A 15,145-nucleotide genomic window follows, 5' to 3' on the forward strand; every position below is an offset into this window, starting at 1 on the left:
CTGCTGCCTGATTTTCAGCTAGTAACTCCGAAAGGCCACCTCGTTGTACCGCAGCTCGTTCTTGAACGTCCGCAGCCTGGTATCGGCATCAATAATCACGAACTCGATACCGGCCATTTCGGCGAAGTCTTCGAGGTATTCGGCGGTCAGATTCTGGCTGTAGCCGGTGTGGTGGGCCCCGCCGGCCAGAATCCAGGCGGCCGCGCCGGTGGCCATGTCGGGCTTAATTTTCCAGAGTACGCGGGCCACCGGCAGCTTGGGCAGGTCGGCGGCGGGAAGCACGGCCTCCACTTCGTTCACAATCAGGCGGAAGCGGTTGCCGAGGTCCACGATGGTGGCGTTCAGGGCCGGGCCGGCCGGGCAGTTGAACACCAGGCGGGCCGGGTCGGCCTTGCCGCCGATGCCCAGCGGATGCACTTCCACCTTCACCTTCCCGGCGGCGATGCTGGGGCAGATTTCCAGCATGTGCGAGCCGAGCACCTGCTCGTTGCCGGGCTCGAAATGGTAGGTGTAGTCCTCCATGAAGGAGTTGCCGCCGGGCAGGCCCGCGCCCATCACCTTCATGGCGCGTACCAGGGCCGCCGTTTTCCAGTCGCCTTCCCCGCCGAAGCCGTAGCCCTCGGCCATGAGCCGCTGCGTGGCAATGCCGGGCAGCTGGGCCAGCCCTTGCAGGTCTTCAAAGGTATCGGTGAAGCCTTTAGCGCCCTTGTCCTGCAGAAACCGGCGCATCCCGGCCTCGATGCGGGCCGCCTCGCGCAGGCTGTCGCGCTGGGTCCCGCCGGCTTTCAGGTCTTCGGCCAGCTCGTATTCGGTTTCATAAGTGGCCAGCAGCTCGTCAATCTGCGCGTCGCTCACCTCGTTTACCACGGCCACCAGGTCGCCGACACCATAGGTGTTTACCTCGTAGCCAAACTTGATTTCGGCTTCCACTTTGTCGCCCTCGGTCACGGCCACGTAGCGCATGTTGTCGCCAAAGCGGACAATTTTCGCGCCCTGCCAGTCGGCCCAGGCGGCGGCCACGCGGCTCCAGATGCTGAGGCTTTCCTGCACCGCCGCGCTCTGCCAGTGGCCCACTATCACCTTGCGCTTCAGCCGCATCCGGGCTCCGATGAAGCCAAACTCCCGGTCGCCGTGCGCCGATTGGTTGGTGTTCATGAAGTCCATGTCGATGTCGGCCCACGGAATGTCGCGGTTGAACTGGGTGTGCAGATGCGCCAACGGCTTCTGCAGAATCTTCAAGCCGTTAATCCACATTTTGGCCGGCGAGAAGGTGTGCATCCAGGCAATCAGGCCCACGCAGTTTTCGGCAGTATTAGCCTCCTGCATGAGCTTGAATATCTCCTGCGGCGTTTTCAGAATGGGCTTATAAACGATTTTGATAGGCAGCTTGAGCCCGAGCTCCTTGGCGATTTCCTGCGAGTGGCGGGCCACTTCCTCCAAGGTTTCGGGGCCGTAGAGGTGCTGAGTACCGGTGATGAACCAGGCTTCGTAGTGGGTGAGGTCAATCATGGGAGTAGCGCGGACTTTGTAGTCCGCGTTTGGAGAGGTGAGTTTGGTTTCGTTCGGGCGCGGACCACAGGGGCCGCGCTACTATTGCCCGTAGTAGGAATTCGCGCCGTGCTTGCGCTCGTAGTGCTTGCGAATCAGCGAGTTTTTCAGGCGTGGCACTTCCGGCCGCAGGGTGCAGCTGAGGTAGGCCATGCGCGCTATTTCTTCGAGCACGGCACTGTTGTACACCGCTTTATCCACGGTTTTGCCCCAGGTGAAAGGGGCGTGGTTGGCCAGTAGCACCATTTCTACTTCCGTGGGCGAGAGGCCCCGGCGCTGGAACTCGTTAAGAATCTGCCAGCCGGTCTGGTGCTCGTAGTCGCCGGCAATCATAGCATCGCTCATCGGCGGGGCGCACGGGATGTCGGCCGTTAGGTGGTCGGCGTGGGTGGTGCCGAGGATGGGAATGTCGAGCTGCGCCTGCGCCCAGGCCGTGGCATAGGTGCTGTGCGTATGCACGATACCACCGATGTGGTCCCAGTGGCTATAGAGCACGGCGTGGGTTTTGGTGTCGGAGGAGGGCCGCTTCTCCCCTTCCAGCACCTTGTTGGCGAAGTCGAGAATAACGATGTCCTCCGGCTTCAGCACCTCATACGGCACGCCGCTGGGCTTGATGGCGAACACGCGCTGCTCGCGGTCGACCACGCTGGCGTTGCCGAAGGTGAAGAGCACCAGCCCGAGTTTGGGCAGCTGCATGTTGGCCTCGTAACAGGCTTGTTTCAGGGCTTGGTATTGGCTCATTGGGCGAGTTGTACCGTGGACTCTGCGAGTCCGCGCGTGGTGGTTTTGGGTTCGTTCACGCTCGGATTCGCAGAGTTCACGGTGCTTTCCACAAACCGGCCAAAGGCCTGGTACTGCGCGTAGCGGGCCGCGTAGTCGGCCACCCGCTCAGGGTTGGGCAGGTAGGTTTCGGCGAAGCCGGAACCCATGGCCTGCTGGGCCGTCGTCACATCGGGCTGGATGCCGGCGGCCACGGCCGCGTACATGGCCGCGCCCAGCGCCGGGGCCTGCTCCGACACCGCGATTTTGATGGGCCGGTCCAGCACGTCGGCCAGGGTCTGCATCACAAACTGCGACTTCTTGGCCACGCCGCCGATGCCGATGACCTGCTTAATGGGAATGCCTTCGGCCTCAAACCGCTCCACAATCTGCTTCGAGCCGTAGCAGATGGCTTCCACCAGCGCCCGAAAAATCTGGGGGGCGTTGGTGCCCATCGTGAGGTTCATCAGCGCGCCTTTCAGGGCCTGGTTGGCGTCGGGGGTGCGGCGGCCGTTCACCCAGTCGAGGGCCAGGACGGCGCTTTCGGCGGGGTCCACGGCGGCGGCGGCTTCGCTGAGCTGCACCAGCAGCGCGTCGCTCATTTCGGCGCGCAGGGCGGCCTGTTGCACCGGCGTGAGGACTTTGGACTGTTGTAGCACGTTGTGCAGCGGCCACTCCAGGATATTACGGAACCAGGCCAGCAAATCGCCAAAGGCCGACTGCCCGGCCTCCAGCCCCAGCATGCCCGGAATCACGGAGCCATCGACCTGCCCGCAGATGCCGGCCACAAGGCGGTTGCCCACCTCGGCCGTGGGCGCAACCACGATGTCGCAGGTACTGGTGCCCATCACCTTAACCATCGAATACACTTCGATTTCGCCCGCAATGGCCCCCGCGTGGGCATCGAACGAGCCCACAGCCACCACCGTGGCGGTGGTCAGGCCCAGGCGCTGCGCCCACTCTGCGGAGAGGTGGCCGGCAACTTCATCGGCGGTGTAGGTTTCGGCAAATAATCGATTGCGTAAACCAGCCAGCCTGGGGTCGAGGTGGGTGAGAAACTGCTCCGGGGGCAGGCCGCCCCAGCTCGCGTGCCACATGGCCTTGTGGCCGGCTGCGCAGCGGCTGCGCCGGAAGGTGGCCAGGTCGCCGCCGGTGAGCAGCAGGGTCAGCCAGTCGCAGTGCTCCATCCAGGAATGCGCGGCGGTGGCCACGGCCTCGTCCTCCCGCAGAACGTGCATTATTTTGGCCCAGAACCACTCCGAGGAATAGATGCCGCCCGAAAATTTGGTGTAGTCCTCGCCGCTCCAGGTGCGGGCTTTGTGGTTGATTTCGGCAGCTTCGGCCAGGGCGGTGTGGTCTTTCCAGAGCACGAACATGGCGTTGGGGTTATCCTCGAAGCCGGGCGTAAGGGCCAGGGCCACGCCCTGCGCGTTCACGGGCCCGGGCGTGGAGCCGGTGGTGTCCACGGCCAGGCCCACGACCTGGGCGGCGGGTACGTGCCGGGCCACGCGGCGCACCACGGCCTCCAGGCCCTCGATGTGGTCGAGCGGGTGCTGGCGGAACTGGTTGCGCGCGGCGTTGCAGAACCGCAGTGTTTTCCAGCGGGCGTAGGAATGCACGGCCTGGGCTACTTCGGTGCCCGTGCGGGCATCCACCAGCAGGGCCCGGACGGAGTCGGTACCGTAGTCGATGCCGATGACGTAGGCGGGGGCTTGTTCCATTTTCAATAAATATTTATAGCTGGTCGTCATGTCGAATGCAGCCGAGATATCTCGCTCGCATTCCTCAACGATTGGGTTAGGCCAGCACGCGAGATGTCTCGGCTGCGCTCGACATGACGTTCTTTTTCCTTCGGTTCCCCTCCTACTTCCGCACGCCGAAGGTGTAGGTACTGGTGGTGCGGTAGGTTTCGCCGGGCTTCAGAATCGTGCCCGGAAATTTGGGCTGGTTGGGCGAGTCGGGGAAGTGCTGAGTTTCGAGACAGAAGCCGGCGTGCAGTCCGTACACGGTGCCACCCTTGCCTTTGAGGCTGCCATCGAGGAAGTTGCCGGTGTAGAACTGGATGCCGGGCTGGTCGGTGGTCACTTCCAGGGTGCGGCCCGAGGCGGAGTCGTACACAGTGGCAGCGGCGTGCTGGCCGGTTTCGGTGTTCAGTACCCAGTTGTGGTCGTAGCCGCCGGGCACCTGCGCAATGCGCGCGCCGATGGCGTGGGGCGTGCGGAAATCGAAGGGCGTACCCGCCACCGGGCGCAGCTCGCCGGTCGGAATCAGGCCGGCATCCACCACCGTGTAGCGGTCGGCGGGCAGGGTCACTTCGTGCTTGAGAATATCCTTGCTCACGCCGTGGCTCAGGTTGAAATAGGCGTGGTTGGTGAGGTTGACGGGCGTGGCCTTATCGGTGGTGGCGGTGTAGGCGATGCGCAGGGCGTTGGCTTCGGTGAGGGTGTAGACCACCGTAATCCGGAGGTTGCCGGGGTAGCCTTCTTCGCCGTCCTTGCTCAGGTATTTTAGGGTCAGGGTCGGGCCGTCGGGCGAGGTGCCGGGCGTGGCTTCCCAGATTTTCTGGTCGTAGCCCACTTTGCCGCCGTGCAGCGAGTTGGGGCCGTTGTTCACGCCCACCTGGTAGGTTTTGCCGTCGATGGTGAATTTACCCTGGGCAATGCGGTTGCCGTAACGCCCGATGAGCGCGCCGATGTAGGGGTTGGCCTTGCGGAAGGCCGGGCTCTGGTAGCCGCTCACGCTATCGAACCCGAGCACGACATCGCCCATCTTGCCGTCCCGGTCGGGCATCAGCAGGCCCACGAGGGTGCCGGCGTAGTTGGTGATGGTGGCCTGGGCGCCCTGCTGGTTGGTGAGGGTGAAAAGCTGGATTTCGGTGCCGTCGAGGGCTGTGCCGAAAGAGGCGGAGGTGGGCATGGAAGCGGCTTTCGTGGAAGTGGAATCGGCGGCCGGAGCCGTCGTGGTGGATTGCTCTGCCGATTGATTAGACCCGCAGGCGGCCAGCAACAGCAGGCCGGGCAATGTTACGGCCAGCAGCACGAAATGACGAAATGAAATCATGGAAGGGAGCGGGAAATGAATGAGCGAAACGAAATGGAGCAATTGCGGCGACCTTCCTGCGCCGGCGGCTCCGGCCGAAGCAGGAAGGTCGCCCAGCACTTATTCGGGGCAAAGCGCGGGCAGTTGTTTGCACGAAATTAATCATTCACACAAACGATTGTGCGAATAAAGAGAAAATAAGCTTCCCAACACCAAATTTGAAATCCCGGAAGTGGCTAAAACCCCAAAAACCACGCTGCAGCGCCCCTTCCAAAGCCACTTGCGAACCACCGGTGCTGCACTACCCCACTTTCCTCCCTTAATTTGTTATCGAACTGGAAAAGCCAGCGTACACATTGCCCTAAATCAAACGATAAACCTGTAGCGGAAATGACCAAAATTAAAGTAGCCAACCCCGTAGTAGAGCTCGATGGCGACGAGATGACGCGCATCATCTGGAAGTTCATCAAGGACAAGCTAATCCTCCCCTATCTGGAGCTCGATATCAAGTATTACGACCTCGGCATCGAGTACCGCGACGAGACCAACGACCAGGTTACCATCGACTCGGCCAACGCCATCAAGCAGTACGGCGTGGGCATCAAGTGCGCCACCATCACCCCCGACGAGGAGCGCGTGGCCGAATTTGGCCTGAAGCAGATGTGGAAATCGCCCAATGGCACCATCCGCAACATCCTGGACGGCACGGTGTTCCGCGAGCCCATTGTGATGAGCAACGTGCCCCGCCTAGTGCCGAACTGGACCGCGCCCATTTGCATTGGCCGCCACGCCTTCGGCGACCAGTACCGTGCCACCGATTTCGTGACCAAGGGCAAGGGCAAGCTCACCATCACGTTCCAGCCCGAAGATGGCGGTGATACGCAGTCGTTTGAGGTGTATAACTTCAAAAGCGACGGCGTGGCCCTGGCCATGTACAACACCGACGAAAGCATTCGCGGCTTCGCCCACGCCTGCTTCAACCAGGCTCTGAGCAAAGGCTGGCCGCTGTACCTGAGCACCAAAAACACCATCCTGAAGAAGTACGATGGCCGCTTCAAGGACATCTTCCAGGAGATTTACGAGCAGGACTACACCGCCAAGTTCAAGGAAGCCGGCATCACCTACGAGCACCGCCTGATTGACGACATGGTGGCCTCGGCCCTGAAATGGCACGGCAACTTTGTGTGGGCCTGCAAAAACTACGACGGCGACGTGCAGAGCGACACTGTGGCCCAGGGCTTCGGCTCGCTCGGCCTGATGACTTCCGTGCTCATCACCCCCGACGGCACCGTGATGGAGGCCGAAGCCGCCCACGGCACCGTGACGCGCCACTACCGCGACCACCAGAAGGGCAAACCGACTTCGACCAACCCGATTGCGTCAATTTTCGCCTGGACGCGGGGCCTAGAGTTCCGCGGCAAGCTCGACGGCAACCAGGAACTCATCGACTTCTGCCACGCGCTGGAAGCCGTGTGCATCGAAACCGTGGAAAGCGGCAAGATGACCAAGGACCTGGCCGTCTGCATCCACGGCAACAAAGTGGAGCACGGCCGCGACTACCTCTACACCGAGGAATTCCTGGAAGCGCTGGACGAAAACCTGAAAGCCAAGCTGGCCAAGTAAGCCTGACTTTGCCTTGCTGAAAAGAAAAATCCCCGCCGAACCGGCGGGGATTTTTTTGTGGCAAACGGCAGCGCCGGTCCAACAGGTTGAAGCAACAACGATTTCACCCTTACGGCAACCGGTCGGACCGGAGCAAACGGAACAGCCCCGGACCTCTTGCGGAATCCGGGGCTGAATCAAAAGTTAAGCGGGCTTGATTAGCGGTGGTTGTAGCCATAGCTACGGTCGCGGCTGCTGCGGTGCTGGGCTTCCCAGCGGGCGCGCTCGGCAGCTTCGCGCTGGGCGGCGAGGCGGGCGCGGTCCTGCTCCAGGCGGCGTTGGTTAGCTTCGGCGCGGGCGCGTTCCAGGGCGATGCGGTGCTGTTCCTGTTGGCGCTGGGCGGCTTCGTAGCGGGAGCGCTCAATGGGCGACAGGCGGCGCGGGTCTTTGTCGTGGTCGAAAGCGGGAGCGGCCGAGGCGGCGGTGGCAACGAAGAGCAGGCTGGTGGCGAGGAGCGAAAGCAGGGAGGATTTCATAACGAAGAGAAATTTGAAGAGTGAATGGAGAGTGTGACGGCGTCTGTCTCTCCAAACGCAAGTGCTGTGCCAAGGCCAGAAACAGGCAAAACCCACGTTTTCAACAATCAACTACCTCACAATGACTTATCTCAAATCCTCCCCTCTCAACCGTCGACCAAGCCGGCGAGGATGCCGACCAACTTCCCTCACGACTCGCCTCAGAATCCGCCCAATAAGCCCGCAATTCCTTTGATGTTGAGCCGGGCGAACTTCTGGACCCGGGCAAACCGGTCGGTGGTTTCCTCCAGGTCCTCGTCTTTGGGCTGGCGGGTGGGCACCTGGGTGTGCAAGCGCGCAAATATGGTGGCGGCAATGTCCATGTAGCCCAGCAGCAGCAGGTACAGCTGCTTCTTCTCATCCTCGGCGTAATTTTTGAGCCGGATGGCTTTAACGAGGGTATCGAGCTGCGTGGTTTCGTCGGTGAACAGGTCGCGCAGGGTACGGCGCTGCTGCTCATAATCGTGCAGCTGCTCCTCGCTGGCCGCCGAGGCCGGAAAAGGGAAACTATCGGTAAAAGCCACGGCCTTGACAAAGGCAGTTTCGGCCGCGTACACCGTGGCCAGGTGCTTTTGGAGGTTGGTCCAGAGCCCGGTGCGGGCTTTGTCGAAAGCGCTGGGGCTGGCCGGTTCGGTACCGTTCATCGGGATTTGCTGGAATGAGGGAACGGCAAAGGTACTCCGGCCGCCGGGCCACCGCCGCTAGCGCCCGAAGTCGTCCTGCACCCGCACAATATCGCCTTCATCGGAAGGCCAGCCGGCGTCGGTGTGCTGCCAGATTTCGGCCAAGATGCCCCAGCCGTGCAGGCCCACCAGCCGGTGCCGCTCGCCCCGCCGGAGCGCGATGCGCTCGCCGGCCTGGTAGGTTTTCACATCGCCCTGCTCGTCGTCGTCGCTGGTGGCCACGCCCACGGGGCCCTGCACCACCTGCCAGATTTCGGCCCGGCGGTGGTGGTACTGCCAGCTCAGGCGCTGCTCAGGGGCCACCACCAGGATTTTGGGACTGAGCTTGCCGGCAATGCGCAGCGAATCAGCCGATAAACCCTCAAAATAAGTGTCGGCAAATGCCTGAGCCTGGGCTTCATCAATGACAAAAAAACCGCCCCAGGGCCGGTTTTCATCCCGTGCGGCGATGCTGAAACCCTGTTCCGCCAGGTGGGCGGCGGTTTGTCGAAATATTTCCTGCTTGGTTGGGTTCTCCATTTGGCGATTGGGAATAAAAGACGAGGAAAAAACGGCTGCCGGCCTACGCCACAAGGTAGGCCGCGCCAAATACGCCGGCGCTGTCGCCCAGTTGGGGCTTCACCACCGGGGCTTCAAACACATGGTCGAACACGTAGGGAGCCACCTGGCGCACGCCCTCGGTGTAGAGGCGGTCGATGTTGCCCACGCCCCCACCGATGACGATGACGTCGGGGTCAACGATGTTGACCACCGTGGCCAGCGCCCGGCCAAAGTAGCTCATTAGCCGCTGCATGGTGGCTTCGGCGGCGGAGTCGAGGCCGGCGGCGGCGCGCTCGCTTATTTCCTTCAGGGAGCGGGACTGGCCGGTGAGGCTGGCGTAGTAGCGCTGCAGGGCCGGGCCGGCCAGGATGCTTTCGTTGCAGCCGGTTTTGCCGCAGTAGCAGAGCGGGCCTTCCACTTCGTCCAGGAAGTTGTGGCCCCACTCGCCGGCCAGGCCGTGGAAGCCCTCCAACGCGTGGCCGTTTACCACGAGCCCACCGCCCACGCCCGTGCCCAGAATGATGCCGAACACCACTTTGGCATGGGGAAACTGCTGCTTCACCACGCCCAGACGGGTTTCGGCCAGGGCGAAGCAGTTGGCGTCGTTGGCCATTTCGATGCGGGTACCGAGCAGTTTTTCCAGGTCGGCCTTCATCGGCTTACCATTGAGGCAGAGGGCATTGCTGTTTTTCATCAGCCCGGTGCGGGGCACCAGCGTGCCGGGCGTGGCCAGCCCCAGGCTGGTGGCTTTGCGGCCCACGGATTGCTCCATGTGGCCCACCAGCTCCTTAATCTGGTTCAGGACGTGGTCGTAGCCCTTATCGGCACCGGTGGGCATCCGGGCGCGGAAAAGCACTTCCGGTTCCTGCGCCGATTTGAGGACGACGCCCTCAATTTTGGTCCCTCCCAGGTCGAGGCCCCAGAGCGTTGAGTCGCGTTCAAAACTGTTCATGCAGATTGCGAAAAAGCCCTTGCAGCAGGCTGAAAATCAATTTTAAAAGGGTTGCCAGCTGTTTCACTAGCTTTCTAACCGCTCAGCAGCCGCGCTTCAGCTTCCCTTGTGCGCCACCTTGTAGAGCCGCGCCCCGAACAAGGCGATGAAGGCGTAGCAGATGATGGGCAGGTAGTAGGCCGCCGCGATGTCGTGGTTGGCGATTTTGCCCATGAGGTAGGGGAAAAACGCGCCACCGGCCACGGCCATCACCAGGACGGAGGAGGCCTGCTGCGTCTGCGCCCCCAGCTCCTTGATGCCCAGCGAGAAAATGGTGGGGAACATGATGCTGAAGAAGAAGTTAATCAGCAGCAGGGCGATGAACGAAGGCCAGCCCCAGCTTTGGGCCACGACGAGGCACATGAGCACGTTGGCCAGCGCGAAGGCAGCCAGCAACCGGTTGGGCGCGATGTAGCGCATGAGGAAGGTGCCCACGAAGCGCCCGCTCATCATCAGTACCATGAAAAGGGAGAAGTAGCCGGCCGCTACTTTATCGGTGAAGTGCATCTTTTCGACCCCGTAGTTGATGAAAAAAGCCCAGGTGCCGCCCTGCGCTGCCACGTTCAGAAACTGCGCCAGCCAGGCCCACTTGAAGTGGCGGTGGCTGAACAGGCCCTGGGCCTGCGGCACTTCCTCGGCCGTACCGGAGTAGAAACCGGCTTCGGATTCGGCCAGTACTGGGGCGGCGTGCGCGTCCTGCAAGGCCGGCACTTTCACGAAGGAAAAGGCCACGGCAATAATCAGAATGACGCTGCCAATGGCCAGGTACAGGCTTTTCACCGAAGTGAGGTCGCCGGCGACGTGCGAGTTTTCGCCGCTCAGAATGAAGTAGCTGCCCAACAGCGGCCCAATAACCGCGCCCAGGCCGTTGAACGACTGCGCGAAGTTCAGGCGCTGGTCGCTGGTTTTTTCCGGCCCCAGGGCAGCCATGAAGGGGTGCGCTACCGCCTCCAGCGTGGCCAGCCCGCAGGCCAGAATGAACAGCGCCCCCCGGAAAAACGTGAATGAGCTGGCATTGGCCGCCGGTACAAACAGGAAGGCTCCCAGCGCATACAGCCCCAGCCCCAGCTGCACGCCGCGTTTGTAGCCGAAGCGCTTCATGAACAGGCCGGCCGGAATGCCCATCACGGCATACGCCCCGAAAATGGAAAACTGCACCAGTCCCGACTGCGCCTTGCTCACGCTGAGCACGTTTTGGAAATGCTTGTTCAGCACGTCGCCCATTGTGATGGCAATGGCCCAGAGCATAAACAGCGACGAAACGAACACCAGCGTCGGGATGTATTTACGTTCGGTGAACGGGACCTTTTCGAGGGCGCTGATGGCCGCAGTGGTTTGCATGGGTGGGATTGGGTTGGGGAGGAAGGAAGTGAGGAAACGAACGGTCATGCTTCGGCTGCGCTCAGCATGACCGTACTGGATTTGTTAGCGGAACTACTGCGGCCGTGCCGCCACGGCAATCTTCGAATCGGCGGTGCCGTAGTACATGAACCACTTCGACTTGAAACGGGCCAGGCCTTCGAGGAAAACCACCTGATTTACCTGGCCGGTGGTTTCGTAGGGCTTTTCTGGGCGCATGAAGTAGTTGTCCATGCGCTTGAGCAGCTTGCTGGGGTCATTTTTGTCGAACAGCGCCTGGGCGGCCGAATAGGTGCCCACGGGCAGGTTTTTGTCGCCGAACGAGGGTTCGTTGCGGCTGTTGTAAATCAGGCGGATGCCCTGGTCGGTAATCATGGCCGGCGGGCCGGATTCCACGAGGTCGCTGTCGAACTTGCCTTCGCGGGTGGGCAGCACGATTTTCAAATCGGGCATGGTGAGGGCCTGGGCGCGCAATGGCACGGGCGGCTTTTCGCCGGGGGCCATCTCCACGGGCGTCCAGTGGATGAGGTCATCGCTGGAGGCCAGCCAGATTTGGGCATCGCCCCAGTACATCCAGTATTTGCCGTTGATTTTGGTGGCCACAATGCGGCCATCCTCCTCGTAGCGCGACACGATGGAGCCCGATTTGGTCCACTTGTCCACGTAGCGGCCGCCGCTGAACTGGGCAAACACGTTGCCGTACTTGGTCCAGGTCAGCAGGTCGGTACTGGTGGCAATGTGCAGGCGGGCCTTGTTGCCGTCGTAGGCGGTGTAGGTCATGTAGTAGGTGCCTTGGTCGTCCTGCACCACGCGGGGGTCTTCGGTGCCGCCGGGCCACTCCCACTTTTTCTGCGCGTCGTTGTCGGGGTGCAGCACGGGCGTGGCCATGCGGGTGAAGTGGATGCCGTCGGTGCTGCTGGCCAGGCCGATGCGTGAGGTTTTGCCCACAGAGGGCGTCACCAGGTTTTCGGCTCGGTACAGCATGAATACTTTGCCGTCCTTCACCACCACGGCGGGGTTGAACACGTCCTTCTCCTCCCACTTAATGGGCTTCTGGAGGATGGGGTCGGTGAACTGGCCCACCGGGCTCGGCCCCATGATGGGGTTGTCGGTGTCGGCTTTCACGAAGTCGAGCAGTTGCCAGCTGTCGGGGCCGGCAGCGGCAGGTGTGTCGGCCACGGCGGGGGTGCTGCGGTCGGTGCCGTTGCAACCCAGCAGCAGGGCCAGGGCCAACGTGGCGGCGCTGCCGGCCAGGCGGCGGGTGGGCGAAAAATCGGAGCGAGTCATACGGTTGCGGGAAGTAGGAAGCGGATAAAAAAATCTCCCACCATTCCGACGAATGGAACGGTGGGAGACCAAAAAGCAGCCAACGCGCCGATTACAGCGTGTTTTCGATGGTGAAGATGGACTGCACCTCGGCGTCAGTCAGGGCGCGGTTGTAGATGCGGATATCATCCATTTGTCCTTTGAAAAAAGACTCGCCGTAGAACTGGAAGTAGTCGGCAGCTTGGCTACCGGTCGGAGAACTGTTGTAGATGCTGTTGGGTAGCTGCTGGCCAATGCAAAGCGGCACCGGTTGCGGCGCGGCTGCCATTGCTCCCGTCACATCGGTCCAGGTTTTTACTAGCGCTCCGTTAACGTAGAATTTCATGGTTCCACTCACGTAGGAAGTAGCAACGTGTGTCCAGGTATTCAGCGGCACAATACCAGACTCCGAATCCTTGTTGGCAATACCACCCGACGTATTCACCGTGAGAAAAGGCTTGCCGAAATCCTGCAGCTGGAATTTATAGCTGGTCCAGCGGTTCAGCGACACGATGTAGTTGTCGGAATTGTTGTCGATGCGCTTCACCCAGGCACTGATGGTGATGGCCTGCGGGTTGAGCGTCAGTTTGTAGGGCACCTCGATGTATGCACCGCTGTTGAACTCATACGCCTGGCCGGCGCGGCCAAACCGGTCGGGTACCGACTGCGGCATTACGGTGCCCACGGCCGCTACTTTCACCGTTGCGGTCGAGGTTGGCCCGTTGATGGTGCCGGCTTTCAACGTGCCATTGTTGCCGTTAGCTGTGGCATCGTTGGCATTACCGGCGAACTTCCACTGGGCCACTAGGTTGGCAGCCGACACTTCCTGAATCAGGCTGTTCTGGAACACTTTGGCGGCGCGGCGCAGGCTGGCTTCGGCGGTGTTCACGGTGGCCTGGGCGGCAGCGGCGTCGGCTTTGGTGGTGGTGGCCAGGTCGATGGACGTTTTCAGCGTGGCCTTCGAGCCGGCGGCGTAGGTACCGGGCTTGGTGCCTTCTACGGCGGCCGTGTACACGGTATTCACCGAGTCAATCAGGGCCGTGAGCTTGGTTTTATCGGCATTCACGGTCGGCGTCGCCGGCGAATCGCTGCTTTTCGAGCACGACGACATTACGGCCATCGCGCCAAACAGCAGCCAGGCGAAGACGAACAAATAAAATTTCTGGTTTTTCATGGTGGGGTTTTGAAAAAAGTGAAGATTGGGAAACAAGAAAAAGGCTGAAATCGAGGCTACAGACCCAGTTTTTTGTTAGTATCGCGCTCGCTCTGCGGCACCGGAAAAAACTTATGGCGGGCGTAGCTGAAGTTGGGCTGGTTGCTCAAAGCGGCCCGCGCGTAGGCCTCTCCGTAGCGGATGACGTCGAAAAAGCGCTGAAATTCAAGCGCCAGCTCGGCGCGACGCTCGCGACGGATGTAGTCGCGTAGCTGGTTCTGGTCGGTGGTGGTGATGTCGGGCAACAGGCCGGCCGGCACCGTGCCGAAGCCCACCAGGGTGCGGTCGTTGAGGTAGCTTTCGCGGGCCCGCTTGCGCACCTTATTGAGCGGAATGAGGGCAGCGGCGCTCTGGCCGGCCTCATTATCGGCCTCGGCCTCGATGAGCAGCACTTCGGCGTAGCGGATGGCCTGGTAGTTCAGGTTGCCATCGCCTTTGGTGGTGGCGGGCACTTCGCTCAGCGGCTGCAAGTGCTTCTTCGAGAGGAAGCCCGTGGTGCTCCAGGTGGTATCGAACGGAATTCCGAAAAACGACTGCCCGGCCCGGCCCACCGCGTAATCCAGGCGCGGGTCGACCACGCCGGCCGGGGTCGTCTCGAAGTTGTTGACCAAGCTTTTGGTGGGATAGAAGAAGCCGTAGCCGTTTTGCTGGCGCGGGGCAAACCACTGGTTCAGGTTGTTGCCCTGGCCGGGGCTGAGGCCGGCGGTGTGCTGCACCGAGAAAATGCTCTCGGCGTTGTTCTTGGTGGCGGCCCGGAAGTTGTCGGCCTGCACCGGCAGCAGGGTGTAGCCCAGCGCCGTTACCTGTTGGGCAGTGCTGGCGGCCAGCGCGTATTTCTTCTCATACAAGTAAGTTTTGGCCAGCAGCGCCAAGGCTGCACCCTTGGTGGCGCGGCCGAGGTCGGCCCCGGTCCAGGCATTGGGCAGGGCGGCGGCGGCGGCGGCGCAGTCCAACTCAATCTGGGCGTAGATGTCGGCCTGGTCGCGGGCGGGGCTTTGCAGCTCCTCGGGCGTTTCCACTTTCAGGCGTAGCGGAATCCGGCCGTATATCGTGGTGAGCTGGAAATAGTAGTAGGCTCGCAGAAACTGCGCCTGGCCCAGCACCTGCTGGCGCACGTCGGCGCTCACGGCAGCGTTGGTGGCAGGCAGGCCGTCGGTTACTACGTTGCACTTAAAAACGCCGTCGTAATAGCGCTTCCACATGGCTTCCACGGCCGCGTTGGTGGGCGTGATGTTGAAGTTGTCGATGTTCTCGAAATCGGCTTGGTCGCCGGGGTTGCTGCCTTTCACGGCATCATCCGAAGCCACGTCGCCCAGCACCCACAGCGGGTTCGAGGCCGCGTCGCGGAACGAGAGGGGCACGTAGGCGGCGTTCACGGCCAGCACGGCGTTGGTGTTCGAGGTGAAGAACTCGCCGGCTTCGTACTGCCCCAGCACGGGCTGGTCCAGAAACTTCTGGCAACCCGCCGTGGCAAGAGCCAGCGTGGCGAGCAGGGCGGCGGCAATGGGTGGGAATTTCATGATGAGGTGCT

13 protein-coding genes are annotated in these 15,145 nt (G+C 61.7%); 1 reads left to right on the forward strand and 12 read right to left on the reverse strand.

The genetic code is table 11. The annotated features are described in order from the left end of the window. Positions 1-18: 18 nt before the first annotated feature. The 4 genes from araA to ACVWYF_RS12880 all read right to left on the reverse strand — a co-directional run bounded on the left by araA (position 19) and on the right by ACVWYF_RS12880 (position 5,367). Positions 19-1,509, reverse strand: a complete 1,491-nt coding sequence (araA, locus tag ACVWYF_RS12865) for an L-arabinose isomerase (RefSeq protein ID WP_457068566.1) — start codon at positions 1,507-1,509, stop codon at positions 19-21. Positions 1,510-1,590: 81 nt separating this feature from the next. Beyond that, positions 1,591-2,289, reverse strand: a complete 699-nt coding sequence (locus ACVWYF_RS12870; RefSeq protein ID WP_457068568.1) for an L-ribulose-5-phosphate 4-epimerase — start codon at positions 2,287-2,289, stop codon at positions 1,591-1,593. After that, positions 2,286-4,028 carry a ribulokinase gene (locus tag ACVWYF_RS12875; RefSeq protein WP_457068570.1) on the reverse strand — a complete coding sequence of 581 codons (1,743 nt, stop codon included), beginning with the start codon at positions 4,026-4,028 and terminating at the stop codon, positions 2,286-2,288. The genes ACVWYF_RS12870 and ACVWYF_RS12875 overlap by 4 nt, the downstream gene beginning before the upstream one ends. Before the next feature lie 142 nt (positions 4,029-4,170). Then, the gene (locus ACVWYF_RS12880) at positions 4,171-5,367 is read right to left on the reverse strand and encodes an aldose epimerase family protein (RefSeq protein ID WP_457068572.1); all 1,197 of its coding nucleotides are present in this window, start codon (positions 5,365-5,367) and stop codon (positions 4,171-4,173) included. A gap of 369 nt (positions 5,368-5,736) precedes the next feature. Here ACVWYF_RS12880 and ACVWYF_RS12885 point away from each other — a divergent pair, with 369 nt between their 5' ends. Then, a complete protein-coding gene (locus tag ACVWYF_RS12885) occupies positions 5,737-6,969 on the forward strand; it encodes an isocitrate dehydrogenase (NADP(+)) (RefSeq protein WP_457068574.1) in 1,233 nt (410 codons plus the stop codon). Positions 6,970-7,166: 197 nt separating this feature from the next. Here ACVWYF_RS12885 and ACVWYF_RS12890 read toward each other — a convergent pair whose 3' ends face one another. The 8 genes from ACVWYF_RS12890 to ACVWYF_RS12925 all read right to left on the reverse strand — a co-directional run bounded on the left by ACVWYF_RS12890 (position 7,167) and on the right by ACVWYF_RS12925 (position 15,134). Next, positions 7,167-7,484 carry a hypothetical protein gene (locus tag ACVWYF_RS12890; protein WP_457068576.1) on the reverse strand — a complete coding sequence of 106 codons (318 nt, stop codon included), beginning with the start codon at positions 7,482-7,484 and terminating at the stop codon, positions 7,167-7,169. A gap of 200 nt (positions 7,485-7,684) precedes the next feature. Next, a complete protein-coding gene (locus ACVWYF_RS12895) occupies positions 7,685-8,167 on the reverse strand; it encodes a hypothetical protein (protein WP_457068578.1) in 483 nt (160 codons plus the stop codon). 57 nt (positions 8,168-8,224) lie between these two features. After that, the gene (locus tag ACVWYF_RS12900; RefSeq protein ID WP_457068580.1) at positions 8,225-8,725 is read right to left on the reverse strand and encodes a phosphoheptose isomerase; all 501 of its coding nucleotides are present in this window, start codon (positions 8,723-8,725) and stop codon (positions 8,225-8,227) included. A gap of 43 nt (positions 8,726-8,768) precedes the next feature. Beyond that, the gene (locus ACVWYF_RS12905; protein ID WP_457068582.1) at positions 8,769-9,698 is read right to left on the reverse strand and encodes an ROK family protein; all 930 of its coding nucleotides are present in this window, start codon (positions 9,696-9,698) and stop codon (positions 8,769-8,771) included. 96 nt (positions 9,699-9,794) lie between these two features. Next, positions 9,795-11,078: an L-fucose:H+ symporter permease gene (gene fucP / locus ACVWYF_RS12910; RefSeq protein WP_457068584.1), complete on the reverse strand. Its 1,284-nt coding sequence runs from the start codon at positions 11,076-11,078 to the stop codon at positions 9,795-9,797. A gap of 93 nt (positions 11,079-11,171) precedes the next feature. Next, positions 11,172-12,383: a glycoside hydrolase family 130 protein gene (locus ACVWYF_RS12915; RefSeq protein ID WP_457068586.1), complete on the reverse strand. Its 1,212-nt coding sequence runs from the start codon at positions 12,381-12,383 to the stop codon at positions 11,172-11,174. Positions 12,384-12,474: 91 nt separating this feature from the next. Beyond that, positions 12,475-13,575 (reverse strand): LamG domain-containing protein, encoded by a 1,101-nt coding sequence (locus ACVWYF_RS12920; protein WP_457068588.1) that lies wholly within the window; start codon positions 13,573-13,575, stop codon positions 12,475-12,477. A 56-nt stretch (positions 13,576-13,631) separates the two neighbouring features. After that, the gene (locus ACVWYF_RS12925; RefSeq protein ID WP_457068590.1) at positions 13,632-15,134 is read right to left on the reverse strand and encodes a RagB/SusD family nutrient uptake outer membrane protein; all 1,503 of its coding nucleotides are present in this window, start codon (positions 15,132-15,134) and stop codon (positions 13,632-13,634) included. Between the last annotated feature and the right edge of the window lie 11 nt (positions 15,135-15,145).

It is taken from the genome of Hymenobacter sp. UYAg731 (assembly GCF_054061335.1).